We start from the raw sequence: 25010 nt of genomic DNA, 5'->3' as shown, positions 1-25010 counted from the left end.
GCGTGGGCAGGGAGCTGGACCGCGGCAGGGAGGGGTGGCTGGACCGCGGCGCGGACGGTGGGCGGACCGCGGCAGGGACGGGTGGCTGGATCGTGGTGGGGATAGGTGGTCGAGTCGCCGCGTACGATCGGAAGGTGGCTGGTCGTGGGCGGGTGCGGGGGGTCGTGGCGGGTTGTGCGCTGCTGCTCGTCGGCTGCGGCGGTCCGGTGGCGCCGGACACCCAGACCGTCGCCGTGCAGCGGGTGCTCGACCGGCGGGCGACGGCGGTGGTGGACCAGGACCGACCCGCGTTCCTGGCGACCGAGGCACGGCCCGAACTCGCCACCGCTGCCGCCGAGTTCGACAACCTCCGCGCCGTGCCGCTGGCCGCCTGGTCCTACCGCCTCACGGCCCTGCACCGCACCGGCGACCGTGCCACCGCCGACGCGGAACTGCGCTACCGCGTCAAGGGCTACGACCGGGCACCGGTCACCGCCGCCCGCGCGTTGCGGCTGACCCGTAGCGACGGACGCTGGTACGTCAGTTCCGACGAGCCCGCCGACAAGGCCAACCAGCAACTGTGGGAGCAGGGCGTCGTCAAGGCCGTCCGCGGGGCACACAGCCTGGTGCTCGGGGTCGGGCAGCCGCATGACGTCCTGCGGAACTACGCCGACCTCGCGGACCGGGCCGTGCCCGCCGTCACCCGGGCGTGGGGTGCCGACTGGCCGGGGCACGTGGTGGTGCTCGTACCGCGGTCGCTGGAGGGGATGGCCGGACTGCTCGGCGCGCCGGCGTCCGGATACCGGGGGATCGCCGCGGTCACCACCGGCGAGGTGGGCGGCGCGGTGAAGGCGCCCGCGGACCGGATCATCGTCAACCCGGAGGCGTACGGCGTACTCGGCGACCTGGGCAAGCAGGTCGTCCTCACGCACGAGACCACGCATGTCGCCACCCGCGCCCACACCACGGCGGCCACGCCCCTGTGGCTGTCCGAGGGGTATGCCGACTGGGTCGGCTACCGCGGCAGCGGCCGTACGCCCGCGCAGGTGGCCCCCGAACTCGGCCGCGCCGTCGCACTGGGAGACGTCCCGGCCGCGCTGCCGAAGGACGGCGACTTCGCCTTCGCCGGGGACGCCGGGAAGCTGGCGCAGGCGTACGAGAGCGGCTGGATGGCTTGCCGGATGATCGCCGACCGCTGGGGCGAGGCCCGGTTGAACGAGTTCTACCGCGTGGTGGGCGACCACCAGAAGCGCGCGGGCGCCGTCGAGGGCGCGCTGCGGAAGGTGCTCGGCACGACGCCGGAGAAGTTCACGCGGCAGTGGCAGGCGTATCTGAAGGCGCAACTGGGCTGAGAGCCAGGGTGCTTCAGCCCTCCAGTCGCGCGATCGCCTCCCTCAGCCAGGCCCTCTCCGCCTCGCCCGTCGCCCGGGCGACCCGCAGCATGCCCTGCCGGAACAGGTCGTCGGCCTCCTCGGCCCGTACGGGCTCGCCGTCCCGGTAGAAGAAGCTCGTCGGCGTCTGAAGGAAGTCGAGGCGCCGGCGCAGGACCGCGGCCTGCTCCGTCCGGTCCGGCAGGTGACGCAGGAACGCGAGGACGGTGTTGAAACGCACCTGGTCGGTGATCTCCGCCTGCTTGGGGTGCCGCAGCCGCTCCAGGAGTTCCGCGCGGCCCTCCTCGGTGAGCGACAGGATGCGGCGCGGGGCCGCGCTCGCCCCGGGTTCGGTGTGCTGGTCGAGCTTGCCCGCCGCCACCAGACGGCTGATCGCCGGGTAGAGGGCGCCGTCGCTGACCGGGCGGACATGGCCGCTCAGGGCCTTGATCCGCTCCTTCAGCTCGTAGCCGTGCAGCGGTTCCTCTGCGAGGAAGCCCAGGATCGTCAGCTCCAGCACCGGTCGGCTCCTTCTTGACATACGTCGTACTCGTCATGGTACCTCTTATCGAGCTACCTCTAAACGAGGTAGCTCGGATCGAGGGAGTCGAGGGAGCCCTTCCGTGAACGCCCACCGCAAACAGCTCATAGCGCTCGCCCATCCCGTCTACTTCTCACTGCTCGCCTCCGTGGCAGCCGGGATCATCAACACCGTCTGGGTCTCGCGGCTCGGCGGCCCGGCCGTGGCGGCGGTCGCCGTCGCGACCAACACGGAGAACGTGCTGCTCGGCGTGGCCCTGGTCTTCGCCTCCGGCACGACCGTCCTCGTCGCCCACGCCCGGGGCGCCGGGGACCCGGGCGCCGTCCGGAGCGCCGTACGCGGCGGCTGGGCGCTGTGCGCGGTGATCACCCCGGTCTTCGTGACCGGCGGTTTCCTGCTGCGGGAACCCCTGGCCCGGCTGGTCCTGGGCGGCGGCGGCCCCGCGCTGCCCCTCGCCATCGGCTACTTCGCGATCTCGCTGCCCGGCATCGCGGTCTTCTTCGTCCAGCAACTCGTCGACGGCATCCTCAAGGGCACCGGCGACACCCGCACCCCGATGCGTCTCGCACTCCTGGCCAATGGGCTGATCCTTGTCTGCGACCCGCTGCTCATCCACGCGTACGGCGTCCGGGGCGCCGCCGCCTCGACGGTGCTCTGCCGCTGCGTCGCCCTCGCGGCGGGGCTGCGCGCCCTGCGCCGCAACGCCCTGCTGCGCAAGGCCTCTTCGGTGCGGCCCTCGCAGCCCACGGGAGCCGCCCTGCGCCGCACCCTGCGCACCGGCCTGCCGATGTCCGCCGACTTCACCGTGCGGCAGACCGGGGCGCTGGTCCTGGTCGCGATCGTGGCCCGACTGGGGGTGACGGCCGTGGCCGCGTACGCGATCGCGTACAAGGTGATGTACATCGCGACCATGGCCTTCTACGCCGTGCGGCAGGCCGCCTCCATCCACACCGCACACACCCGTGGTGCCGGCAAGGACGAGCGGCGGGCCATCGGGCGGCAGGCCGTGCTGGTGTCCGGGACGGTGGGGCTGGCAGCGGCGGTGCTGCTCGGCGCCCTGGCTCCCTGGATCATGCGCGCCTTCGGCGCCGGAGGGGCGGTCGCGCACGACGGGGTGCTCTTCCTGCGCTGCGTCGGCCCGTATCTGCTCCTGATGGCCTGCTTCATCGCGCTCGGCGGGGTGTTCGAGGGCGGCGGGGGCGCCCCCGTGCTGCTGCGCGTGACGCTGCTGGGCACGGCGGTGCAACTGCCGCTCGCTCACGCCCTGTCGGGGCTCGGGCTGCCGGGGATCTGTCTGGCGTTCGCGCTCTCCCTGGCACTGCAGTGCGGCGCGCTGCTCGCTCTCGGGCGCCGTCAGGAGGGCGCGAGGGTCTCCTGGGTACGGGTGGCCTGAGACGGCACGGCCGGGACCTGACGCGACACCGTGGTGCGCCACAGCTCCCGGGCGGCGGTCAGCGCCGCGAGCACCAGCAGGCCGTTGCGCACGAACAGGAGGGTGACGCCCAGCCCGTCGCTGGCGACGACGTTCGCGAAAAAGACCGGGAACTCCAGGACGGTGGCGAGGCAGGCGGCCAGCACCAGGAAGCCGGGCAGCACCATACGGCTGCCGCGGAAGCACAGGCAGACGGCCGCGAGCCCCACCAGCCACACCATGTACTGCGGGCTGATCACCCGGCTGGTGACCGTGAACATCAGCACCGCCACGAAGGCCGCGTCCACGAGCGCGTGCGGCGGCATGCGGCGGACGCTCAGCCGCCACAACAGCAGCCAGCCGAAGGCGATCACGGTCAGGAACAGGGCCGCCGAGCTGACCCAATCGACATAGGGTCCCAGGAACTCCACCGAGCCGTAGTTGAGCCACACATGGCCGTCCCAGCCGAAGTGCCGGGCCACATGGAAGACCAGCGAGCCCAGCGACTCGACCTCGGTGCCACGGTCGCGCTGCGAGGTCAGGAAGGAGAAGGCGTCGGGCATCGTCAGGCCGAAGAGCAGGGCGAGCGCGCCTGCCGTCACCGCCGCGGAGAACCAGGCCTTCCGCTTGACGGCGGCCGTCAGCAGCAACGCCGGCCACACCTTCAGCAGCGCACCGAAGCCCACGAGCGCCCCCATCACCCGCGGATGGCGCGCCCCGGCCAGCAGCGCGGCGACCGTCACCGCCGTCACCATCAGGTCGTATCGGGCGTACACGGTCGGGCCGAGCAGCGCGACGCCGACCGTCCACACCCACGCGCCGCGCAGCGTCCTGCCGGGGCGCAGGCCCGCGTACCGGAGCAGACAGAAGACCGCGCAGTCGGCGAGGAAGGCGAGGACGTAGAAGGCCTGCGCGTAGTCCAGGAAGGGCAGCAGCGCGGGGGAGAGGATCGCGAGGGCGGCAGCGGGCGGATACTGCCAGGTGACGTCGTCGTGCGGGAACGTCCCGGTGCGCAGGGTCTCGTACCAGCCGTGGTAGATGACGGACACGTCGCTGGTGACGTCCGGGCCGGGGAAGACCCACACCTTGAAGACGAAGAGCAGCAGGGCCAGCCTGGTCAGGCCCCACGTGGCGATCAGCCAGACCGGCAGCCGCCGTGTGCCCGCAATGTCCACCTGAGCCCCTGTTCCAGCACCTGTCGTGCTTGTACCGCCGTGCGGGGCCATAATCCCCCGCCGGACTGTGCGAGGGCGATGAAGCGCGGCCGTACGGAGCTGTGAGTACGGGCGCAGGCCGAATTCGGTACTGTCGACGACGATGCACAAGACCCTCATCGTGACCAACGACTTTCCGCCCCGCCCGGGTGGTATCCAGGCGTTCCTGCACAACATGGCGCTGCGCCTGGACCCCGAGCGGGTCGTCGTCTACGCCTCCACCTGGAAGCGTGGCCGGGAGGGCGCCGAGGCGACGGCCGCCTTCGACGCCGAGCAGCCCTTCACCGTCGTACGGGACCGGACGACGATGCTGCTGCCGACGCCGGGCGCGACCCGGCGGGCCGTGGGGCTGCTGCGGGAGCACGGCTGTACGTCGGTGTGGTTCGGGGCGGCGGCGCCGCTCGGCCTGATGGCGCCGGCCCTGCGGCGGGCCGGGGCGCGGCGGCTGGTGGCGACCACGCACGGCCATGAGGCGGGCTGGGCCCAACTGCCCGCCGCCCGCACCCTGTTGCGCCGGATCGGCGAGTCCACGGACACGATCACCTACCTCGGCGAGTACACCCGCTCACGTATCGCCGCCGCGCTGACCCCGCAGGCGGCCGGGCGGATGGTGCAGCTGCCGCCCGGGGTCGACGAGCGGACGTTCCACCCCGGCTCGGGCGGCGACGAGGTCCGCGCCCGCCTGGGGTTCACGGACCGCCCGGTGGTGGTCTGCGTCTCCCGCCTGGTCCCGCGCAAGGGCCAGGACACGCTGATCCGTGCCATGCCGCGCATCCTGGGCAAGGAGCCGGAGGCCGTCCTGCTGATCGTCGGGGGCGGACCGTACGAGAAGGACCTGCGCAGGCTCGCGCAGGAGACCGGGGTCGCCGACGCGGTCCACTTCACGGGCGCCGTGCCCTGGTCGGAACTGCCCGCCCACTACGGCGCCGGCGACGTCTTCGCGATGCCGTGCCGCACCCGCCGGGGCGGCCTGGACGTCGAGGGCCTCGGCATCGTGTACCTGGAGGCGTCGGCGACGGGCCTCCCGGTGGTCGCGGGCGACTCGGGCGGTGCGCCGGACGCGGTACTCGACGGCGAGACGGGCTGGGTGGTGCGGGGCGGCTCCGCCGAGGAGACGGCGGACCGTGTCATCACCCTCCTCGGCGACCCCGAACTACGCCGCCGCATGGGCGAGCGAGGCCGCCAGTGGGTCGAGGAGAAGTGGCGCTGGGACTCGCTGGCGGAGCGGCTACGGGACCTGCTTTGACGTCCTCAGCTGCGTAAACGCAGGTGATTCCGGTCTGTACCGCTCCGCGGTACTCCCTCGGGTTCCTGCTTCATCGACCCCTGCCGCCCGTGAGGGTGGTCTGACAAGATCTCCACAGGCTTCACGTCCCGCCCGTCCGGCGGTAGGTCCAACAACTCCGCTGTCGGACAAGGCGATTCTGCCATGGCTCCGCGGCCCTCCGGGCCGCTGGGGCGAGGATGCCCTTCACCTCCATCCTGAAGGATGGAGCACTGGGCAAGTGTTCGGTAGCCGCGCCGAGGTTCCTCGCCCCCGCCGCCCCTACCCGTCCCGTCCCCAGGGGCTCCGCCCCTTCGACCCCGCCAGAGGGCTCCGCCCCCTCGAACCCCCGCGGGGCTTCGCCCCTGCACCCCGCGGGGCTCTGCCCCCGGACACCCCTGCGGGGCTCTGCCCCTGCACCCCTGCGGGGCTTCGCTCCCCGGACCCCCCAGCGGGGCTCCGCCCCGGACCCGGCGGGGCTCCGCCCCTTTTCGGGGGCCAGCCCCCGGACCCCCGCTCCTCAAACGCCGGAGGGGCTGGATTTGCCGCACCGGCTGGATTTGCGCGGCGGGCTGATTTATCAGCCCCTCTGGGGGTCCCCCCTGCTCGAAGAGCTTGGGGGAGTTTGAGGACGAGCCCGTCAAGGTCGACAGCGGGGGTCTGGGGGCGCAGCCCCCAGGTACGGGACGGGTAGGGGCGGCGGGGGCGAAAACACCCCCGTCGGAACCCCTAGGCGGAAGCCGAAAATCCGCCGATGCTGCGCACATGACAGAAAAACTGACACTCCGTCATCTGACGGGACATCAGCTGACCAGACGTCAAATCCTGGGCATGGCCGCCCTCCAGACGGCCGCCACCCTCGGGTTCACCCGTATCGGCCTCCAGTCCGCCCAAGCCGCCGAGCCCGACGCAGTCGACACCGCCCCGGCGATAGTCATCGGTTCCGGCTACGGCGGCGCCGTAGCCGCCCTCCGCCTCGGCCAGGCAGGCATCCGCACCCTCGTCCTGGAGATGGGCCGCCTGTGGAACACCCCCGGCTCCGACGGCAAGGTGTTCTGCTCCACCAGCGCCCCGGACCAGAGATCCATGTGGTTCCGTACGCGCACGGAGGCGCCGCTCGCCACCTTCCTGTGGCTGGACGTCGTCAACAAGAACATCACCGCGTACCCCGGTGTCCTCGACCGCGTGCACTTCGACAACATGTCCGTCTTCGTGGGCAGAGGCGTCGGCGGCGGCTCCCTCGTCAACGGCGGCATGGCCGTCACGCCCCTCCAGTCCTACTTCAGCGAGCAGTTCCCCACCGTCGACGCCGGCGAGATGTACAACACGTACTTCCCGCGCGCCCGCTCCATGCTCGGCGTCAACACCGTCGACCCCACGTGGTTCGAGTCGACGGAGTGGTACCGGTTCGCCCGCACCTCCCGGAAGGCCGCCACCAACACCGGCCTGAAGACCACCTTCGTGCCCAACGTCTACGACTTCGACTACATGCAGCGCGAGGCGGCCGGCACCGCCACCAAGTCCGCGCTCGCCGGCGAGGTCATCTACGGCAACAACTACGGCAAGCGCAGCCTCGACAAGACCTACCTGGCCTCCGCGCTCGGCACCGGCAAGGTCACCATCAACACCTTGGAGCGGGTCAAGGAGATCCGGAGGGCGAGCGACGGGTCGTACCTGCTGACCGCCGACCGGATCGACACCACCGGCAAGGTCGTGGAGACCAAGCAGTACTCCTGCACGTACCTCTTCCTCGGCGCCGGCAGCCTCGGCACCACCGAACTCCTGCTGCGCGCACGGGAGACGGGCGCCCTGCCCGCGCTCGACGCGAGCGTCGGAACCGGCTGGGGAACGAACGGCAACGTGATGCTCGGCCGCGCCAACCACCTCTGGGACACGGTCGGCGCCAACGAGTCCACCATCCCGGTCATGGGCATCGACGACTGGGCCAACACCGACAATCCCGTCTTCGCCGAGATCGCCCCGCTGCCGACCGGACTGGAGCACTGGGTCAGTCTCTACCTGGCGATCACCAAGAACCCGGAGCGGGCGACGTTCTCGTACGACCCGGCGACGGACTCCGCGAAGCTCGGCTGGAGTGCCGCCCAGAGCGCCGTCTCCGTGAGCATGGCGAAGAAACTCTTCGACCGGATCAACTCGGCCAACTCCACGATCTACCGGTACGACCTCTTCGGCTCGACCAGCAAGGCCTTCGCCGACGACTTCACGTACCACCCGCTCGGCGGCTGTGTCCTGGGCAAGGCGACCGACACCTACGGCCGGGTGAAGGGGTACTCGAAGCTGTACGTCACCGACGGCTCGCTCGTGCCCGGGTCCATCGGCGTCAACCCGTTCCTCACCATCACCGCGCTCGCGGAACGCACCATGACGCGGGTCCTCGCCGAGGACACCGCGTCATGACGTGAGGTCAAAAGGCCTGCCGGAAGGCGCCTACTTCTGGTAAATGGCCTCGATCTCGTCCGCGTAGTCCTTCGCCACCACATTGCGCTTGAGCTTCAGGGACGGCGTGAGGTGGCCTGACTCCTCGGTGAACTGGGAGGAGAGAATGCGGAACTTCCGCACCGATTCCGCCTTCGACACCGCGGCGTTGCCGTCGTCGACCGCCGCCTGGATCGCAGCGATCAGATCCGGGTCCTGACGCAGCGACGCCGCGGTGGAGCCCGCCGGCTTGCCGTGCTCGGCGCACCAGCGACCGAGGAACTCCTCGTCGACAGTGACCAGCGCGCCCACGAACGGCCGCCCGTCGCCCACCACCATGCACTCCGCGACCAGCGCGTGCGCCCGGATGCGGTCCTCGATCACGGCCGGGGCGACGTTCTTGCCGCCCGCGGTGACGATGATCTCCTTCTTGCGGCCGGTGATCTTGAGGTAGCCGTCCTCGTCGAGCGTGCCGATGTCACCGGTGTGGAACCAGCCGTCGGCCAGCGCCTCCGCGGTCGCGGCCTCGTTGTTCCAGTACCCCTTGAACAGGTGCTCGCCGTGCAGCAGCACCTCGCCGTCGTCCGCGATACGGATCACGGAACCTGGCAGCGGCTGACCGACCGTACCGATCTTCTGCCGGTCCCAGGGGTTGAACGCGGTGGCCGCACAGGACTCGGTCAGGCCGTAGCCCTCCAGGACCGTGAAGCCGATGCCGCGGAAGAAGTGACCGAGGCGCTCGCCCAGCGGGGCGCCGCCGGAGATGGCGTACTCACCGCGGCCGCCGAGGACCGCGCGCAGCTTGCTGTAGACGAGCTTGTCGAACGCCTTGTGCTTGATCTTCAGACCGATGGACGGGCCCGACGGGGTGTCCAGGGCCTTGCTGTACGCGATCGCGGTGTCCGCCGCCTTGTCGAAGATCTTGCCCTTGCCGTCCGCCTGCGCCTTGGCGCGCGCCGAGTTGTAGACCTTCTCAAACACACGCGGCACACCGAGGATCAACGTCGGCCGGAACGCGGCGAGTTCGTCGGTGAGGTTCTTGATGTCCGGGACGTTGCCCAGCTTGATCGGCGCCATCATCGGCGCGACCTGCACCAGCCGCCCGAAGACGTGCGCGAGCGGAAGGAAGAGCAGGACGGAGCACTCGCCCGTACGGAACAGGGGGCGCAGCCGCTCGACGACGTTCCCGCACTCGGCGAAGAAGCTGCGGTGGGTGAGCACACAGCCCTTGGGGCGGCCGGTGGTCCCGCTGGTGTAGACGATGGTCGCCGGGTCGTCGGCCCTGGCGAGCGAGCTGCGCTCCTCGACCGTCGCGTCGCTGACGTCCTGGCCGGCGCGGCCCAGCTCCTCCACGCCCCCGGCCTCGATCTGCCAGACGTGCTTGAGCGTCGGCAGCTGGTCGCGCACCGCCTCCACGGCCGCGGTGTGGGAGTCCAGTTCCACGATGCAGGCGGTCGCGCCCGAGTCGCTGAGGATCCACTGCACCTGCTCGGACGAGCTGGTCTCGTACACCGGAACGGTGATCGCGCCCGCGCTCCAGATCGCGAAGTCGAGCAGCGTCCACTCGTAGCGGGTGCGGGACATCAGACCCACCCGGTCGCCCGGCTGCACACCGGAGGCGATGAGCCCCTTCGCCGCGGCCCACACCTCGGCGAGGAAGGCGGTGGCGGTGACGTCCTGCCAGCTGCCGCCCACCTTCCGGGCGATGACGGCGACGTCGGGATGCTGCGCGGCGTTTCTGCGGACGATGTCGGTCAGGTTGCCGTCCGCAGGGACCTCGTACAAAGCCGGAAGGCTGAACTCGCGCAAGACTGCTGCTCCTCATAGGGCGCCGACGCCACGACTCTGTGTGCTGCGACGGTGCGGTCCAAGGCTCGGGCGGGTGCGCAGGGTTCTTCCTACGGAGTCGTTGGTTGAAACCCTGAGCACGACTGGACTGCCCGGACGTTACCCGCCGGTATGGCTTCTACGACAGGGGGTCCCGACGAGATGTTCCGTGCGTCACACAGGTTGGCGTTCCTTCGCAGACAGTAGTCCACCCCTTTCCTGACTGGCCAGTAATCGCAGGTCCGGACGCCACTGTTCACGGGTGCCCCACACACCTACGCTTGATCGTCATGGCACCCACACCGGGCGGTAACCGGCGGACGCGCGTTCATGTGGTCAGCGACGTGCACGGAAACGTACGTGACCTGGCCAGAGCCGGTGACGGCGCGGACGCGCTCGTCTGTCTGGGCGACCTGGTCCTCTTCCTCGACTACGCGGACCACTCGCGCGGGATCTTCCCGGATCTGTTCGGAAGGGAGAACGCCAGTCGCCTCGTGGAACTGCGCACCGCGCGCCGCTTCGAGGAGGCGCGCGCGTTCGGCGCCGCGCTGTGGGCCGGCGTGGGCACGGACCGCGCCGCGGCCATCGAGAGGGCGGTACGCCGGCAGTACGCCGAGCTCTTCACCGCGTTCCCGACGCCGACGTATGCGACCTACGGGAATGTCGACATGCCGATGTTGTGGCCGGAGTACGCCGGTCCCGGCACGCGGGTGCTCGACGGCGAACGGGTGGAGATCGGCGGCTGGACCTTCGGCTTCGTCGGCGGGGGCCTGCGCACCCCCATGCGCACCCCGTACGAGATCAGCGACGAGGAGTACGCGGCGAAGATCGAGGCGGTGGGCGAGGTGGACGTGCTGTGCACCCACATCCCGCCGGAGGTGCCGGAACTGGTGTACGACACGGTGGCGCGCCGCTTCGAACGCGGCAGCCGGGCCCTGCTGGAGGCGATCCGCCGCACGCGCCCGCGCTACTCGCTCTTCGGCCATGTCCACCAGCCGCTGGTACGGCGGATGCGGATCGGGGCGACGGAATGCGTGAACGTGGGGCACTTCGCGGGCAGCGGGCGGCCGTGGGTACTGGAGTGGTGAGCGGTCGCCGGGCGGCCGGTGATGATGCCCCGTCGGCCGAAGCGCAGGTGGGGTGGTAACGGCACGGCGCGTGCACGGTAGCCTTCACGCTGCACACACGTGCGCACGTGCGCACCCCCCTCCCTCACCGGACCGCATCTGGAGGAGCCACGGCGATGGCGGAATACACCAGCTCGAGCATCACGATCGAGGCGGCTCCGGCCGACGTCATGCGGGTGATCGCCGACTTCGCGCGCTACCCGGACTGGACGGGCGAGGTGAAGGAGGCGGAGGTCCTCGCGACGGACGAGCAGGGCCGCGCCGAGCAGGTGCGCCTCGTCATGGACGCGGGAGCGATCAAGGACGACCAGACGCTGGCGTACACCTGGACGGGCGACCACGAGGTCTCGTGGACCCTGGTCAAGTCACAGATGCTGCGCTCCCTGGACGGCTCGTACCTCCTCAAGCCGGCGGGCTCCGGCGGCACGGAGGTGACGTACCAGCTGACGGTGGACGTCAAGATCCCGATGCTCGGCATGATCAAGCGCAAGGCGGAGAAGGTCATCATCGACCGGGCGCTGGCGGGGCTGAAGAAGAGGGTGGAGTCCGAATAGCTTTCGGCGCGGCCCAGCCACTCCCAGCCCGCCTGGGGGTTCCCCTGCTCGAAGAGCCTGGGGAGTCCGAGGACGGGGCCGTCAAGGCCGATACGCGGGTCCGGGGCGGAGCCACCAGGCGGTGCCCGAAGCCCGGGCTCGCCTATGTCCTGCTCAGCCCGCCGGTAAGGCACCGGTAGCGTTCACCCCCATGCGCACCATCCTGATCACCGGCCCCGGCGGCAGTGGCCGAACCACGGTCGCCGCAGCCACCGCGCTGAAGGCGGCCCACGAGGGAACGAACACCCTCGTGCTCAGCGCCGACCGCACGGACACCCTCGGTGCCGTACTCGGCGTACCCACCGGCGCCGCCCCCGTCGAGGCCGCCCCCGGCCTCACGGCCTGGCGCCCCGACGCCGCGGCCCGCTTCCGGGAGGACCTCGTCGCCTTCCAGGACCGCGCGGCCGGCGCGCTCGACCTTCTCGGTGCCGCCCGGCTGGACGCCGAGGAGGTCACGCCCCTCCCCGGCGCCGAGGAACTCGCCGTCCTGCGCGCCCTGCGCGACGCCGCGCTCTCGGAGGCGTACGACCTCCTCGTCGTCGACCTGCCCCCCGTCCCGCAGGCGCTCGCCCTCCTCGCCCTGCCCGAGGAACTCCGCCGCTACCTGCGCCGTCTGCTCCCGCCGGAGCGGCAGGCCGCCCGCGCCCTGCGCCCCGTCCTCGGCCGGCTCGCGGGCGTCCCGATGCCCGCCGAGTGGCTGTACGAGACCGCCGCCCGCTGGGACGTCGAGCTGGCCGCCGTCGAGGCCGTGGTCGCCGACCGCGCCACGAGCGTGTGGCTGGTCGCCGAGCCCGGTCCGGCCGGCGCCGACGCCGTCCGCACCGCCGTCACCGGCCTCGCCCTGCGGGCCCTGCGCCCCGAGACCCTCGTCGCCAACCGCCTCCTGCCCGACGACGCCCACGACACCTGGCTCGCGGGCCTCGCCGCCCAGCAGCGCAAGACCCTGGAGGAGTGGCAGGGCACGTACGACGTCCACCGCGTCCCCCACCTCGGGCACGACCCCCACGGCGGCCACGACCTCACCGCGCTCGCCGTCCCCGCCGTCAACCCTGCGCCCACCCCGGTCGAGTGGCCCGTGGTGGACCGGCTCGCCGAGGACGGCGTGCTCGTATGGCACGTTCCCCTGCCCGGTGCGATACGCGACGAACTCGATCTCGTCCGGCGCGGCGACGAACTCGTCGTGACCGCGGGACGGTACCGCCGGATCGTTCCGCTCCCCTCGGCCCTGCGCCGCTGCACGGTGGCCGGCGCGGCCCTGCGCGAGGGCGAACTACGCGTCCGCTTCGTGCCGGACCCGGACCTGTGGCCGCGCGGGGTGTGACCGGAGCGGGGTCCCGCCGGTGGTGATGGGGGCCGGGGCCCTGTCGCTGGTTCGCCGCCCCGTGGGCTCGGAGCTCGACTGCGGGTGCGCGAGGGTGTGCTGCGGGGCCGCTTCGTGCCGGACGTGGACCTGTGGCCGTGTGGGGTGTGACTGGAGCGGGGTCCTGGTGGGGGGTGGTCGGGGCTGGGGTCGTGTGGCTGGTTCCCCGCCCCGTGGGCTCGGAGCCGGACTGCGGGTGCGCGAGGGCGAACTACGCGTCCGCTTCACGCCGGACCCGGACCTGTGGCCGCGCGGGGTGTGACCGGAGCGGGGCCCTGCCGGTGGTGGTCGGGGCCGGGTCCTGTCGCTGGTTCCCCGGCCGCTCCGCGGGCGCGGAGACGCACCGCGGGACCTGGCCCGGGGCGCCGGAAACAGCCCGGTACACGGTGAAGCGCGTACCCCCGTTCGGGTAACGTCGGAAGTACGAACCGCAGTCAGGAGTCCGCCATGAGCGAAGAGCGCCCCACGTCCGACGCCGCTCAGGAGGAGGCCGCCGACGAGGTACGGGCCACCGACGCCGACGCCTGGGCGAAGGCGTGTGCCGAAGACCTCACCGCGGAGAAGGCCCGCCGCCGTGCCCGGTACGGCCCGCCGCCCGGCTCGGCCGCCGAGGAGCTGAAGAGGCTCGTCGACACCGTCGCGGAAAAGCTGTCCGGGCTGCAGACGCCGCTGTTCGGCGCCGCCGCCTCGGGCACGGCCCAGCAGATGGTCCGCCAGGCCGTACAGCAGGCCAAGGCCGCCGTGGAGCCGGTCATAGAGCGCAACCCGGACGTATTCGATCATCTCGCCGCGGCCGGCTCGGAGCTGCTCGCGGCCTACCGTTCGGCCGTCGAGACCCAGGAAAGGCGCTGGACGGCCCGCACCTCCCACGACTCCGACCCCCGTCGGCAGGACGGGGAGCAGGGGCCGGGGGAGCACATCGACTTGGACTGATCGACTTGGACCGATCGACTTGGACCGATCGACCTGGACCGATCGACCTGGACCGATCGACCTGGACCGATCGACCTGGACCAGGGGGTCCAGGCCCTGCCGGTCGAGCATCGTCCCGGATCGGGTCGGCACCGCGTGCCCGGCGCCCGAGGCCGTAGGGAGCAGCCCGACACCCTCCAGCCCCCTCGGGTACGGTTGGCCGTAGCGGGGCTCGACCGAAACTGAGGGATTCATGGGACTCACCATCGGCGTCGACATCGGCGGCACGAAGATCGCGGCCGGTGTGGTCGACGAGGAAGGCAACATCCTCTCGACCCACAAGGTGCCGACTCCGGGCACGGCCGAGGCCATCGTTGACGCCATTGCCGCTGCCGTCGAGGGCGCCCGCGCCGGACACGAGATCGTCGGCGTGGGCATCGGTGCCGCCGGATACGTCAACCGTCAGCGCTCCACGGTCTACTTCGCTCCGAACATCGACTGGCGGCAGGAGCCGCTGAAGGAGAAGGTCGAGGCCCGCGTGGGTCTCCCGGTGGTCGTCGAGAACGACGCGAACGCGGCCGCGTGGGGCGAGTACAAGTTCGGCGCGGGCAAGGGCCACCGCAACGTCATCTGCATCACGCTCGGCACCGGCCTCGGCGGCGGCATCATCATCGGCAACAAGCTGCGCCGCGGCCACTTCGGCGTGGCCGCCGAGTTCGGCCACATCCGGATGGTCCCGGACGGCCTGCTGTGTGGCTGCGGCTCGCAGGGCTGCTGGGAGCAGTACGCCTCCGGCCGCGCCCTCGTCCGGTACGCCAAGCAGCGCGCCAACGCCACCCCCGAGAACGCCGAGCTGCTGCTCTCGCTCGGCGACGGCACCCCCGAGGGCATCGAGGGCAAGCACATCTCCATGGCCGCCCGCCAGGGCGACCCGGTGGCCGTCGACTCCTACCGCGAACTGGCCCGCTGGGCCGGCGCGGGCCTGGCCGACCTGGCCTCGCTCTTCGACCCCTCCGCCTTCATCGTCGGCGGCGGCCTCTCGGACGAGGGCGAACTGGTCCTCGACCCGATCCGCAAGTCGTACAAGCGCTGGCTGGTCGGCGGCAACTGGCGCCCGGTCGCCGACGTGATCGCCGCGCAGCTGGGCAACAAGGCCGGCCTGGTGGGCGCGGCGGACCTGGCCCGGGAGCCGGACCCGATCATGTGACCCCCTTCTTTGCCGGACAGCGCCCGCCGACCCCACCCGGGACGGCGGGCGCCGCTGTCGGAACGCACGTGTCGCGGCGGCGGGTCGGCGTATCTTGATCGTATGGCGACTCCGGTGCTGCCCAACTCGCGTACCGAGGCCGACGGTTCGGCCGTCATCCGCGTCCTCGGCTACAACATCCGCTCCATGCGTGACGACACCGACGCGCTCGCCCGGGTGATCCGCGCCTGCGCTCCCGACCTCGTCCTCCTCCAGGAGGCCCCCCGCTTCTTCCACTGGCGCAAGAAACTCGCCCGGCTCGCGGCGGCCTCCGAACTGGTGATCCTCTCGGGCGGTGCCACGGCCGCCGGCCCGGCCCTGCTGTGCTCGCTGCGCGCCACGGTCGAGCGCACCGAGGACGTCCTGCTGCCGCTCACCCCAGGCCTGCACCGGCGCGGCCTGTCGACGGCGGTCGTCCGGTTCGGTGGCGCCCGGCTCGGCGTCGTCAGCTGTCACCTGAGCCTGCACAAGGACGAGCGGTACGCCCAGGGCGGCATGCTCCTCGACCGGCTCGCCGGGATGGGCGTGGAGCACGCGATCGCGGGCGGCGATCTGAACGAACGCCCGGACGGCCCCACCTTCGAGCGCCTGGCGGCCGACCTCCAGGACGGCTGGGCGAAGGCCCCCTGGGGCGCCGAGTACACCTGGACGCCCACCGACCCGTACCAGCGCATCGACGCGATCTTCGCCACGAAGGGCATCGAGGTCCTCGGCTGCGGCGTCCCGCTCGGCCACCCGGGAGTGACCGAGACGGACCTGAGGGCGGCCTCGGACCACTTTCCGGTCCTGGCCGCCCTCAAGGTGCCGGCGGCCTAGGGCCGCTGCTTGGCCTTGTCGACGATCGCCCAGCTGTCGAGGTACGAGGTCTGGATGTACGTCGTGCCGACACAGCACCCGTCGCCGCGTAGCGCTGCGGTCCGTCCGGTGCGTGCGCGGTCCGACCGGGGCACGCGCGGTCCCGTCCGGGGCGTGTGTTGGCCCCCGCGGGATGCGTGCCCGTGCGGGGCGTGCGCGGTCCGCACGGAGGTGTGTGGCGCCGCGGCACGTGCGAGGGCCCGTCCGGAGTTCCGGACGGGCCCTCGTGCACAGCGGGGCGTCAGACCACCGCGCCGCGGCCCGGATCGTCGTCGTCCTCGTCGTCCGTCTTCATGCGCACCACCAGCGTCACGAAGCCGCCCAGGAAGCCGCCGACGCCGAGCGTGGTGAGCCACCAGGTCATCTCCCAGCCGAGCAGCACCGCCAGCAGGAGCAGGATCGGACCGCCGACCACCCCGAGCCAGGCGAACTTCGCCGTCGTGTCGGCCGCGGGCAGCGGCGGCGGCTCCGGCGGCACGAAGTGGCCCTCGTCGTCCTCGTCGAAGTCGTCCTCGGAGGGCTCCGGCGGCGTGTAGTCCCGCGGGCCGACGCCGGGCGCGAAGGAGATCGAGCTGCCCAGCGGCTTCGCGGGCTCGTCCTTGGCGTCATCGTCGCCCTTGGCGTCGTTCGGCTCCCAGTCGGGGAGCGCCAGGTCCTTCACCGGCTTGAACGGCTTCGCACCCGGCGGGTCCGGCGGCTCCTCGCCGTAGCCCGCGACGATCGCCGCCCAGGCGGCGTCCTCGTCGAAGGGCACACCCTTCTCGTCCGGCTCGCGGTCCTCGCGGTCGGAGTCGTGCTCAGCCACCTGCGGCCGTCCCTTCCTTGCCGACACTGGGCGCGAGCCGGCCGATGAACGCGTGGCTCTCCTCGAAGATCCGGTCCGCGTCGTGGTCCAACGTCGCCACGTGGTAGCTCTGTTCCAGCAGGATCTCCTTCACATCGGTGGAGGAGACCCGGCTGAGGATCCGGGCGGAGTCGGCCGGGGGCACCACGTGGTCCTGGGGGCTGTGCAGGAGCAGCAGCGGCTGGGTGACCTGCGGGAGCTCGCCGTCGACCACACGGAAGAAGTTCCGCAGGGAGTGCGCCGCGTGCAGGGGCACCCGGTCGTACCCCAGCTCCACGCTGCCTTCCTTGGCGATGTCGCTGGCGATCCCGTTCGTCGAACGGACGAGGTGGCGGGCGACCGGGAGGGCGTACGCGGACAGGCCGTGCACCTTGTTCGCCGGATTGACGACCACGATGCCGCTGACCGCGTCCCCGTGCTTGGCGGCGAGCCGCAGCGCCAGGGCACCGCCCATGGACAGGCCGGCCACGAACACCTGCGCGCAGCGCTCACGCAGGGCGAGCAGCTCGCGGTCCACCTCCGCGTACCAGTCCTGCCAGCCCGTGAGCTGCATGTCCTCCCAGCGCGTGCCGTGCCCGGGCAGCAACGGCAGCGAGACGGTGAGGTCGCGCTCGGCGAGATACTCCGCCCAGGGGCGCAGCGACTGCGGGGAACCGGTGAAGCCATGGCAGAGGAGGACGCCGACCTCCCCGCCGTCGTGGCGGTACGGCTCGGCTCCAGGGAGGACCGGCACGTTCGGTCTCCTGTTCATGAAAAGGGGGCTGGGCACGTCGATTGCAGGTACTTCACCGTACGCGACGGCACTGACACCGACCAGGGCCGTCGGAGTCTTTGCCGGGAGAACCGGGTTAAGGTCTGATCGACAGATACAGGAGGCACTCGGGTGTTGTACGGCGCGATGAAGGTATCCATCGGGGGGCCGCTGAAGCTTGCCTTCAGGCCCTGGGTGGAGGGCCTGGAGAACGTTCCCGCCGATGGCCCCGCGATCCTGGCGAGCAATCACCTGTCCTTCTCGGACTCGTTCTTCCTGCCCGCCGTCCTCGACCGCAAGGTGACCTTCATCGCGAAGGCCGAGTACTTCACGACGCCCGGCGTGAAGGGTCGGCTGACGGCCGCCTTCTTCAAGGGCCTCGGCCAGCTCCCCGTCGACCGTTCCGGCGCCCGCGGGGCCGGCGAGGCCGCCATCAAGAGCGGCATCGAGGTACTGGAGCGCGGCGAGCTGTTCGGTATCTACCCGGAGGGCACCCGCTCGCCCGACGGCCGCCTCTACCGGGGCAAGCCCGGCGGCCTCGCGCGCGTGGCGCTCGCCACCGGCGCGCCGGTCATCCCGGTCGCCATGATCGACACCGAGAAGATCCAGCCGCCCGGGAAGGTCGTCCCCAAGCTGATGCGACCGGGCATCCGCATCGGCAAGCCGCTGGACTTCCGCCGGTACCAGGGCATGGAGCACGACCGTTTCGTGCTGCGCGCGGTGACCGACGAGGTCATGTACGAAATCATGAAGCTCTCCGGCCAGGAGTACGTCGACATGTACGCGACCGCCGCCAAGCGGCAGATCGCCGAGGCGGCGAAGGCGGAGAAGCGGGCGCAGAAGGAAGCCGAACAGGCCCAGAAGGACGCGGAGAAGGCGGCGACGAAGGAACAGCCAGGCTCGTAGGGACACAGGCCGTCCGGCCGGGGGTGGCGGGACGACAAGGGGGGAACGTGGCCAAGCGCGAGCGAGTGGTCAGGATGTCGGTCGAGCAGCCGCTGTGGCGTGCGCTCACGGCGTACCGCGTGCTGACGATGCTGTACGCGATCGGTTTCTTCGCGACCGCCTACGACACGTTCGCCCGGCCCTGGGTGGCGATCTCGTACTACGTGGTGCTGTGCGTGTGGACCCTGGGCACACTCCCCAGGGTCGCGAGCGCGGCGAACTGCACCAAATGGTTCCTGGCCGTCGACCTCACCATCGCGCTCACCGGCATCCTCCTCACGCCCCTCGCCGACACGCACGAGCGGATCCTCTCGGGCGGCCCGACCCTGCCGTCGATATGGACCGCCGGGGCCGTCCTCGCGTACGCGATCAAGGGCGGCTGGCGCTGGGCGGTCTTCGCCTCCACACCGGTCGCCGTGGCGAACCTGATCGAACGCGGCGCCCCGGCCCGCGACACGGTCCACAACGTGGTCCTCGTCTGGCTCGCCTCCATCGCGATCGGGTACGTCGTCGAGGTCGCCCGCGCCTCCGAACGCACCCTCGCGCGCGCCCTGGAGATCGAGGCCGCGACCCGTGAGCGGGAGCGGCTGGCCCGGGACATCCACGACAGCGTGCTCCAGGTGCTCGCCATGGTGCAGCGGCGCGGCTCCGCTCTCGGCGGTGAGGCGGCGGAGCTGGGCCGGCTGGCCGGTGAGCAGGAGGTCGCGCTGCGCACGCTGGTCTCCGGCGGTCTGGTGCCTCCCTCGCGGGTGTCGGAGGACGCGGCGCTCGGCGCGGTCGTCCGCGCGGTCGAGGAGCCGGAGGCCGAGGAGGGCCCGGTCGACCTGCGCTCCCTGCTCGCCCCGTACGCCGGTGCCCGGGTGACGCTCTCCGAGCCGGGCTCCCCGGTGCCGCTCGCCCCGGCCGCGGCGCGCGAACTGGCCGCCGCTGTCGGTGCCGCCCTGGACAATGTCCGCAGGCACGCGGGGGAGGAGGCCCGCGCCTGGATCCTGGTCGAGGACGAGCCGGACGAGGTCGTCGTGACCGTACGGGACGACGGGCCCGGCATCCCGGAGGGGCGGCTGGCCCAGGCCGAGGGCGAGGGGCGACTGGGGGTGGCCCAGTCGATCCGCGGTCGGCTGCGCGACATCGGCGGCACGGCCGAGCTGATCTCGGTCCCGGGGCAGGGCACGGAAGTGGAACTGAAGGTACCGAAGGACGCGACGGGCCCGAAGGGCGTAAAGGGCGCGAAGGCCTCACGGGGGAAGGCGGAGAAACGATGACGGTGGGGATGACGGCGGGGATGACGGCGGGGATGACGGCGGGGATGACGGCGGGGATGACGGCGGGAGTCAAGCGGGCCACGGGCCCGGCGGCCGCGACGAGGACGGAGGGGCGATGACGGCGGAGAGTGCCGACGGGCGGCGGGCTCCGATCAAGGTCATGGTGGTCGACGACCACCCCATGTGGCGCGACGCCGTCGCCCGCGACCTGACCGAGTCCGGCTTCGACGTGGTCGCCACCGCGGGCGACGGCGCGCAGGCGGTGCGGCGCGCCCAGGCCGCCGCGCCCGATGTCCTCGTCCTGGACCTGAACCTGCCCGCGAAGCCCGGCGTCCAGGTCTGCAAGGAACTCGTCGGCGGCAACCCGGCGTTGCGGGTCCTGGTGCTGTCGGCGAGCGGCGAGCACGCGGACGTGCTGGAGGCGGTGAAGTCCGGTGCGACGGGCTATCTGCTGAAGTCGGCCTCCACGGAGGAGCTGATCGACGCGGTGCGCCGCACGGCCGTCGGCGACCCGGTGTTCACACCTGGCCTCGCGGGCCTGGTCCTGGGCGAGTACCGTCGCCTCGCCTCCGAACCGGCCCCCGCCGCGGGCGCCGACGAGCCCAAGGCACCCCGGCTCACCGACCGCGAGACCGAGGTGCTGCGGCTGGTCGCCAAGGGCCTGAGCTACAAGCAGATAGCCGAGCGCCTGGTGATCTCGCACCGCACGGTCCAGAACCACGTCCAGAACACCCTGGGCAAGCTCCAGCTGCACAACAGGGTGGAACTGGTGCGGTACGCGATCGAGCGGGGACTCGACGGCGAGTAAGGCGAGCAAGCCGAGCAAGCCGAGCAAGCCGAGCAAGCCGAGCAAGCCGAGCAAAGCGAGTGAACCGTAGTCACGGCTTCACACCTTCGGGTGGATTTGTCGTGATCAACTACCCGACATTTCACCGGAATTGACCTCCCGCGCCATGCCGAAGTGACGTGGGTCACCATTAGCGTGACCCGCATCACGCAACCGCGGCGAAGGGATATTTCCATGCGGGTCGGAGTACTGACCGGAGGCGGCGACTGCCCCGGGCTCAACGCCGTCATCCGGGGCGTCGTCCGTAAGGGCGTGCAGGAGTACGGCTACGACTTCGTCGGCTTCCGGGACGGCTGGCGGGGTCCCCTCGAAGGCGACACCGTCCGGCTCGACATCCCCGCCGTGCGCGGCATCCTGCCGCGTGGCGGCACGATCCTCGGCTCCTCGCGCACCAATCCGCTCAAGCAGGAGAACGGCATCCGCCGCATCAAGGAGAACCTCGCCAAGGAGGAGGTCGACGCGCTCGTCGCGATCGGCGGCGAGGACACCCTGGGGGTCGCGGCGCGGCTGGCCGACGAGTACGGCGTCCAGGTCGTCGGCGTGCCGAAGACCATCGACAACGACCTGTCCGCCACGGACTACACCTTCGGCTTCGACACCGCCGTCAACATCGCGACCGAGGCGATCGACCGTCTGCACACCACGGCGGAGTCGCACATGCGGGTGCTGGTGGTGGAGGTGATGGGCCGCCACGCGGGCTGGATCGCGATCCACTCGGGCCTGGCGGGCGGCGCCAACGTGATCCTCATCCCCGAGCAGCGCTTCGACGTCGACCAGGTGTGCGCGTGGGTGACGTCCCGCTTCAAGGCCTCCTACGCCCCGATCGTGGTCGTGGCCGAGGGGGCGACGCCGAAGGACGGCGACATGGTGCTGAAGGACGAGTCGCTGGACTCGTTCGGGCACGTCCGCCTCTCGGGGGTCGGTGAATGGCTGGCCAAGGAGATCGAGCGGCGGACGGGCAAGGAGGCCCGTACGACTGTCCTCGGGCACGTCCAGCGCGGCGGCACGCCCAGCGCCTTCGACCGCTGGCTCGCCACCCGCTTCGGCCTGCACGCCATCGAGGCGGTCCGCGACGGCGACTTCGGCAAGATGGTCGCGCTGCGCGGCACGGACATCGTCCGAGTCCCGATCTCGGAGGCCACGGCCAAGCTGAAGACGGTCGACCCGAAGCTGTACGACGAGGTCGGCGTCTTCTTCGGCTGACGCCTGCCGGCTCAGCGGGCCCCACACCGGCGCCGCCGAACCCGACCGGGGCGGCGCCGGCTTCCGCCCACCACCCCCACGCCGATCCGGGGGCACCCGCTCCGCCCCCGTATATTCGCCAGTACCAGACATCCCCGGCCAAACCCCCGGAGGGCCCCGTGGAGATCCTCGCGTTCGGTGTGCAGGCCGATGAGAAGCCCCTGCTGGAGAAGGCCTTCGCGGGGCATCACGACATCCGTTGTCTCGATGTGTTCCTCAACGAGGACACCGCCCCCATCGCCGTCGGCCACGACATCGTCTGCACCAGCGTGAACTGCGCTCTCGGCCACCGCGTCCTGCAGACCCTCGCCGTCGGCGGCACGCAGATGATCGCCCAGCGCTCCACCGGCTTCAACAACATCGACCTCCAGGTCGCCGAACGCCTCGGCATGACGGTCGCCCGGGTCTCGTACTACTCGCCGTACTCCGTCGCCGAGTTCGCCTGGACCCTCGGCATGGCCGTCAACCGCCGCGTCGTCCGCGCCTCCAACCGCACCCGCGACTTCGACTTCCGTCTCGACGGCCTGATGGGCCGCGACATGCACGGCCGCACCGCCGGAGTCCTCGGCACCGGCAAGATCGGCGAGGCGTTCACCCGGATCGCCCACGGCTTCGGCATGAACCTCCTCGGCTGGGACGTCGTCGAGAACCCGGCCTGCGCCGCCCTCGGCATGAAGTACGTCTCCAAGGAGGCGCTGCTCGCCGAGTCCGACCTGGTCAGCCTGCATGTTCCCCTCATGCCGGAGACCACCCACCTCATCGACGCCGCCGCGCTGCGCGCCATGAAGGACGACGCGATCCTGGTGAACTCCAGCCGCGGCGGCCTCATCGACACCAAGGCCCTTGTCGCCGAGTTGCGCGCGGGCCGTTTCACCGGCGTCGGCCTCGACGTGTACGAGGCGGAGGCGGGCCTGTTCTTCCTCGACAAGTCCCTGGAACCCGTCGAGGACGACACGCTGGCCCGCCTCGTCACCTTCCCGAACGTCCTGGTCACGTCCCACCAGGCGTACTACACCGAGGACGCCGTCACCCAGATCATCGACGCCACGGTGCACAACGTCCTCGACTACAGGGCCGGCCGCCGCTCCGAGAACGTGCTCGTGCCCACGGCGGCCGGCTGACCCAGCAGCTCCCGCACGACGGCGGCGCCGCCCACCGACAGCACCGACTCGGGGTGGAACTGGACGCCCGCGAACCCCGGCCCGCGCAAGGCGTGCACCTCCCGTTTGTCGCTGCGGCTCACCTCGACGCCGTGCGCGGCCAGCTCCGCCGCCGTCTCGTCGTCGCAGCGTGCCACGAAGCTGTTGTAGAAGCCGACGGTCTCGCGCCGCCCGAACAGGTCGATCTCCGTCTGTGCGCCCTGGTACGGCACTTCCTTGCGTACGATCTCCAGGCCCATCTCGGCCGCGATCAGCTCGTGGCCCAGGCAGACCCCGAGGACCCCGTGCCGGTGGTCCCGGAGGACCTCCGCGGTCAGCTCCCGCAGAAACCGCATCTTGGGGTCGGTCATGTCCGACGGGTCACCCGGTCCCGGGCCCAGGACCACCGGTCCCTCGTGCGCGAGCACCGCCTCCCGCAGCCCCGGTTCGTCGTAGCGCCGTACGGTCACCTCAAGGCCCGACGACCTGAGGACGTGCGCGAGCATCGCGGTGAAGGTGTCCTCGCCGTCGACGACGAAGGCGTGCCCGGTGAGGTCCGAGCCCCGGTCCTGCATCCGCAGCCAGAACGGCGCCAGCGAGGCCCGCCGCCCGTCGAGCGCCTCCCGCACCCGCGGGTCGTCCGCCAGCCTCGGCCGTACGTGCTCCTCGCGCGGCCGGGCCGGACGCACCCCCAGCGCCGCCAGCACCCCGGCCGCCTTGGCGTGTGTCTCCGCGACCTCGCTCGCCGGATCCGAGCCCCGGACGAGCGTGGCGCCGACCGGCACCCGTAGCCGTCCGCCCGCGTCGATGTCCGCGGTCCGGATGAGGATGGGGGAGTCGAGGGTCTGCGCGCCTCCGGCGTCCCTCCCGAGCAGCGCGAGCGCGCCCGCGTAGTAGCCCCGGCCCCCGACCTCGTGGCGCTCGATCACCCGGCAGGCGTTCTGCACGGGCGAGCCGGTGACGGTCGCCGCGAACATGGTCTCCTTCAGCACCTCGCGCACATCGAGGGTGGACTTGCCCCGCAACTCGTACTCCGTGTGCGCGAGATGAGCCATCTCCTTCAGCCGCGGTCCGACGACGACCCCGCCCATGTCGCCGACCGTGCACATCATCTTGAGCTCCTCGTCGACGACCATCGACAGCTCCTCGATCTCCTTGCCGTCGGCGAGGAAGGCGAGCAGGTCCTCGGGCGTCGGGCCGTCGGCCGGGTAACGGTACGTGCCGCTGATGGGGTTCATCACCACGGTGCCCCCGGCCATCCGCACATGCACCTCAGGACTGGCCCCGACCAGCGTGCGGTCCCCGGTGTGCACGACGAACGTCCAGTACGCGCCCCGCTCACCGACCAGCAGCCGCCGGAACAGCGCGAGGGCGTCGGATCGGCCGAACCCCGGGATCTCTCCCTCGTACGTCCGCCGGATCACGAAGTTCGCGCCCTCGCCGCGCCCGATCTCCTCGTCCAGGACCCGCCCGACGATCCGCGCGTACTCCTCGTCGGCGACGTCGAAGCCGCCGTCCTCGACGCGGACGTCGTGCCGGGGGAGCTGGGAGAGCGCCTCGTCCAGGGGGAGTGCGTACGACTCCTCGGGGCTGAGCGCCAGCAAAGGCGTGCCGTCGTCGCGGACGTCGAAGCCGCGCTCGCGGATCTGACGGTAGGGGACGAGCGCGAGGCCCTCGTCGGGGAGGTCCGCGAGGCGGTCGTACGTACTGACCGGGCCGATCAGCACCTCGACGAGGTCCTGGTCGTGGCCGGGGGTGCGGCGGCGCAGCAGCGCGAACGGGCGGTCCTCGTCGAGCAGTCGGTTCAGATCCATCGTTCCTCTTCCCTCGGTGGTCAGTCGGAGA

General features: G+C 71.5%; 22 protein-coding genes. 15 read left to right on the top strand and 7 right to left on the bottom strand.

The features are described from left to right. The first annotated feature begins 134 nt into the window (after positions 1 to 134). Positions 135 to 1331, top strand: a complete 1197-nt coding sequence (locus tag Q2K21_RS26845; RefSeq protein WP_310775879.1) for a hypothetical protein — start codon at positions 135 to 137, stop codon at positions 1329 to 1331. Positions 1332 to 1344: 13 nt separating this feature from the next. Here Q2K21_RS26845 and Q2K21_RS26840 read toward each other — a convergent pair whose 3' ends face one another. Next, entirely contained in the window at positions 1345 to 1869 is a 525-nt protein-coding gene (locus Q2K21_RS26840) for a PadR family transcriptional regulator (RefSeq protein WP_310775877.1), read from the bottom strand. A 103-nt stretch (positions 1870 to 1972) separates the two neighbouring features. Here Q2K21_RS26840 and Q2K21_RS26835 point away from each other — a divergent pair, with 103 nt between their 5' ends. Further along, complete coding sequence (locus Q2K21_RS26835) at positions 1973 to 3283, top strand: MATE family efflux transporter (RefSeq protein ID WP_310775875.1); 1311 nt, start codon at positions 1973 to 1975, stop codon at positions 3281 to 3283. Here the strand turns inward: Q2K21_RS26835 and Q2K21_RS26830 are convergent. Then, positions 3244 to 4476: a glycosyltransferase family 87 protein gene (locus Q2K21_RS26830; protein ID WP_310775873.1), complete on the bottom strand. Its 1233-nt coding sequence runs from the start codon at positions 4474 to 4476 to the stop codon at positions 3244 to 3246. The two genes, Q2K21_RS26835 and Q2K21_RS26830, sit on opposite strands and share 40 nt — an antisense overlap. A gap of 142 nt (positions 4477 to 4618) precedes the next feature. Between Q2K21_RS26830 and Q2K21_RS26825 the strand changes: the two genes are divergently transcribed. Both Q2K21_RS26825 and Q2K21_RS26820 read left to right on the top strand, forming a co-directional pair. Further along, on the top strand, positions 4619 to 5761 hold the full coding sequence (locus Q2K21_RS26825; RefSeq protein WP_310775871.1) for a glycosyltransferase family 4 protein: 1143 nt from the start codon (positions 4619 to 4621) through the stop codon (positions 5759 to 5761). A gap of 783 nt (positions 5762 to 6544) precedes the next feature. Then, positions 6545 to 8197 (top strand): GMC oxidoreductase, encoded by a 1653-nt coding sequence (locus tag Q2K21_RS26820; RefSeq protein ID WP_449343602.1) that lies wholly within the window; start codon positions 6545 to 6547, stop codon positions 8195 to 8197. Between the two features lie 30 nt (positions 8198 to 8227). Here the strand turns inward: Q2K21_RS26820 and Q2K21_RS26815 are convergent, their stop codons facing one another. Then, positions 8228 to 10024 (bottom strand): AMP-dependent synthetase/ligase, encoded by a 1797-nt coding sequence (locus Q2K21_RS26815; RefSeq protein ID WP_310775867.1) that lies wholly within the window; start codon positions 10022 to 10024, stop codon positions 8228 to 8230. Between the two features lie 308 nt (positions 10025 to 10332). On the opposite strand from Q2K21_RS26815, the gene Q2K21_RS26810 reads away from it, so the two are divergent. From Q2K21_RS26810 to Q2K21_RS26785, 6 genes are all read left to right on the top strand, one after another. Then, a complete protein-coding gene (locus tag Q2K21_RS26810) occupies positions 10333 to 11130 on the top strand; it encodes a metallophosphoesterase family protein (RefSeq protein WP_310775865.1) in 798 nt (265 codons plus the stop codon). A gap of 155 nt (positions 11131 to 11285) precedes the next feature. Further along, complete coding sequence (locus tag Q2K21_RS26805) at positions 11286 to 11723, top strand: SRPBCC family protein (RefSeq protein ID WP_310775862.1); 438 nt, start codon at positions 11286 to 11288, stop codon at positions 11721 to 11723. Positions 11724 to 11913: 190 nt separating this feature from the next. Next, positions 11914 to 13083 (top strand): ArsA family ATPase, encoded by a 1170-nt coding sequence (locus tag Q2K21_RS26800; protein ID WP_310775860.1) that lies wholly within the window; start codon positions 11914 to 11916, stop codon positions 13081 to 13083. 486 nt (positions 13084 to 13569) lie between these two features. After that, positions 13570 to 14055: a DUF5304 domain-containing protein gene (locus tag Q2K21_RS26795; protein ID WP_310775858.1), complete on the top strand. Its 486-nt coding sequence runs from the start codon at positions 13570 to 13572 to the stop codon at positions 14053 to 14055. Between the two features lie 232 nt (positions 14056 to 14287). Further along, complete coding sequence (locus Q2K21_RS26790; RefSeq protein WP_310775856.1) at positions 14288 to 15241, top strand: ROK family glucokinase; 954 nt, start codon at positions 14288 to 14290, stop codon at positions 15239 to 15241. 102 nt (positions 15242 to 15343) lie between these two features. After that, on the top strand, positions 15344 to 16096 hold the full coding sequence (locus Q2K21_RS26785) for an endonuclease/exonuclease/phosphatase family protein (protein ID WP_310775854.1): 753 nt from the start codon (positions 15344 to 15346) through the stop codon (positions 16094 to 16096). Here Q2K21_RS26785 and Q2K21_RS26780 read toward each other — a convergent pair. The 3 genes from Q2K21_RS26780 to Q2K21_RS26770 form a co-directional block, all read right to left on the bottom strand. Next, a complete protein-coding gene (locus Q2K21_RS26780) occupies positions 16093 to 16230 on the bottom strand; it encodes a hypothetical protein (RefSeq protein ID WP_310775852.1) in 138 nt (45 codons plus the stop codon). The two genes, Q2K21_RS26785 and Q2K21_RS26780, sit on opposite strands and share 4 nt — an antisense overlap. A gap of 146 nt (positions 16231 to 16376) precedes the next feature. Beyond that, positions 16377 to 16940: a hypothetical protein gene (locus Q2K21_RS26775; RefSeq protein ID WP_310775850.1), complete on the bottom strand. Its 564-nt coding sequence runs from the start codon at positions 16938 to 16940 to the stop codon at positions 16377 to 16379. After that, the gene (locus Q2K21_RS26770) at positions 16933 to 17712 is read right to left on the bottom strand and encodes an alpha/beta hydrolase (protein WP_310775848.1); all 780 of its coding nucleotides are present in this window, start codon (positions 17710 to 17712) and stop codon (positions 16933 to 16935) included. The genes Q2K21_RS26775 and Q2K21_RS26770 overlap by 8 nt, the downstream gene beginning before the upstream one ends. A gap of 165 nt (positions 17713 to 17877) precedes the next feature. On the opposite strand from Q2K21_RS26770, the gene Q2K21_RS26765 reads away from it, so the two are divergent. The 5 genes from Q2K21_RS26765 (at position 17878) to Q2K21_RS26745 (ending at position 23147) form a co-directional block, all read left to right on the top strand. After that, on the top strand, positions 17878 to 18636 hold the full coding sequence (locus Q2K21_RS26765; protein WP_310775846.1) for a lysophospholipid acyltransferase family protein: 759 nt from the start codon (positions 17878 to 17880) through the stop codon (positions 18634 to 18636). A gap of 47 nt (positions 18637 to 18683) precedes the next feature. Beyond that, complete coding sequence (gene macS, locus Q2K21_RS26760) at positions 18684 to 19937, top strand: MacS family sensor histidine kinase (RefSeq protein WP_310775844.1); 1254 nt, start codon at positions 18684 to 18686, stop codon at positions 19935 to 19937. Between the two features lie 115 nt (positions 19938 to 20052). Beyond that, on the top strand, positions 20053 to 20745 hold the full coding sequence (locus Q2K21_RS26755; RefSeq protein WP_310775842.1) for a response regulator transcription factor: 693 nt from the start codon (positions 20053 to 20055) through the stop codon (positions 20743 to 20745). Positions 20746 to 20958: 213 nt separating this feature from the next. Further along, complete coding sequence (locus Q2K21_RS26750) at positions 20959 to 21987, top strand: 6-phosphofructokinase (RefSeq protein ID WP_310775840.1); 1029 nt, start codon at positions 20959 to 20961, stop codon at positions 21985 to 21987. A 158-nt stretch (positions 21988 to 22145) separates the two neighbouring features. Next, on the top strand, positions 22146 to 23147 hold the full coding sequence (locus Q2K21_RS26745; RefSeq protein WP_310775838.1) for a 2-hydroxyacid dehydrogenase: 1002 nt from the start codon (positions 22146 to 22148) through the stop codon (positions 23145 to 23147). Here the strand turns inward: Q2K21_RS26745 and Q2K21_RS26740 are convergent. Continuing rightward, positions 23093 to 24979 carry an anthranilate synthase family protein gene (locus tag Q2K21_RS26740; protein ID WP_310775836.1) on the bottom strand — a complete coding sequence of 629 codons (1887 nt, stop codon included), beginning with the start codon at positions 24977 to 24979 and terminating at the stop codon, positions 23093 to 23095. The two genes, Q2K21_RS26745 and Q2K21_RS26740, sit on opposite strands and share 55 nt — an antisense overlap. Positions 24980 to 25010: the final 31 nt, after the last annotated feature.

This window comes from Streptomyces sp. CGMCC 4.7035, assembly GCF_031583065.1.
Classification (GTDB): domain Bacteria; phylum Actinomycetota; class Actinomycetes; order Streptomycetales; family Streptomycetaceae; genus Streptomyces; species Streptomyces yaanensis.
This window is presented reverse-complemented; position numbering and strand designations above follow the sequence as displayed.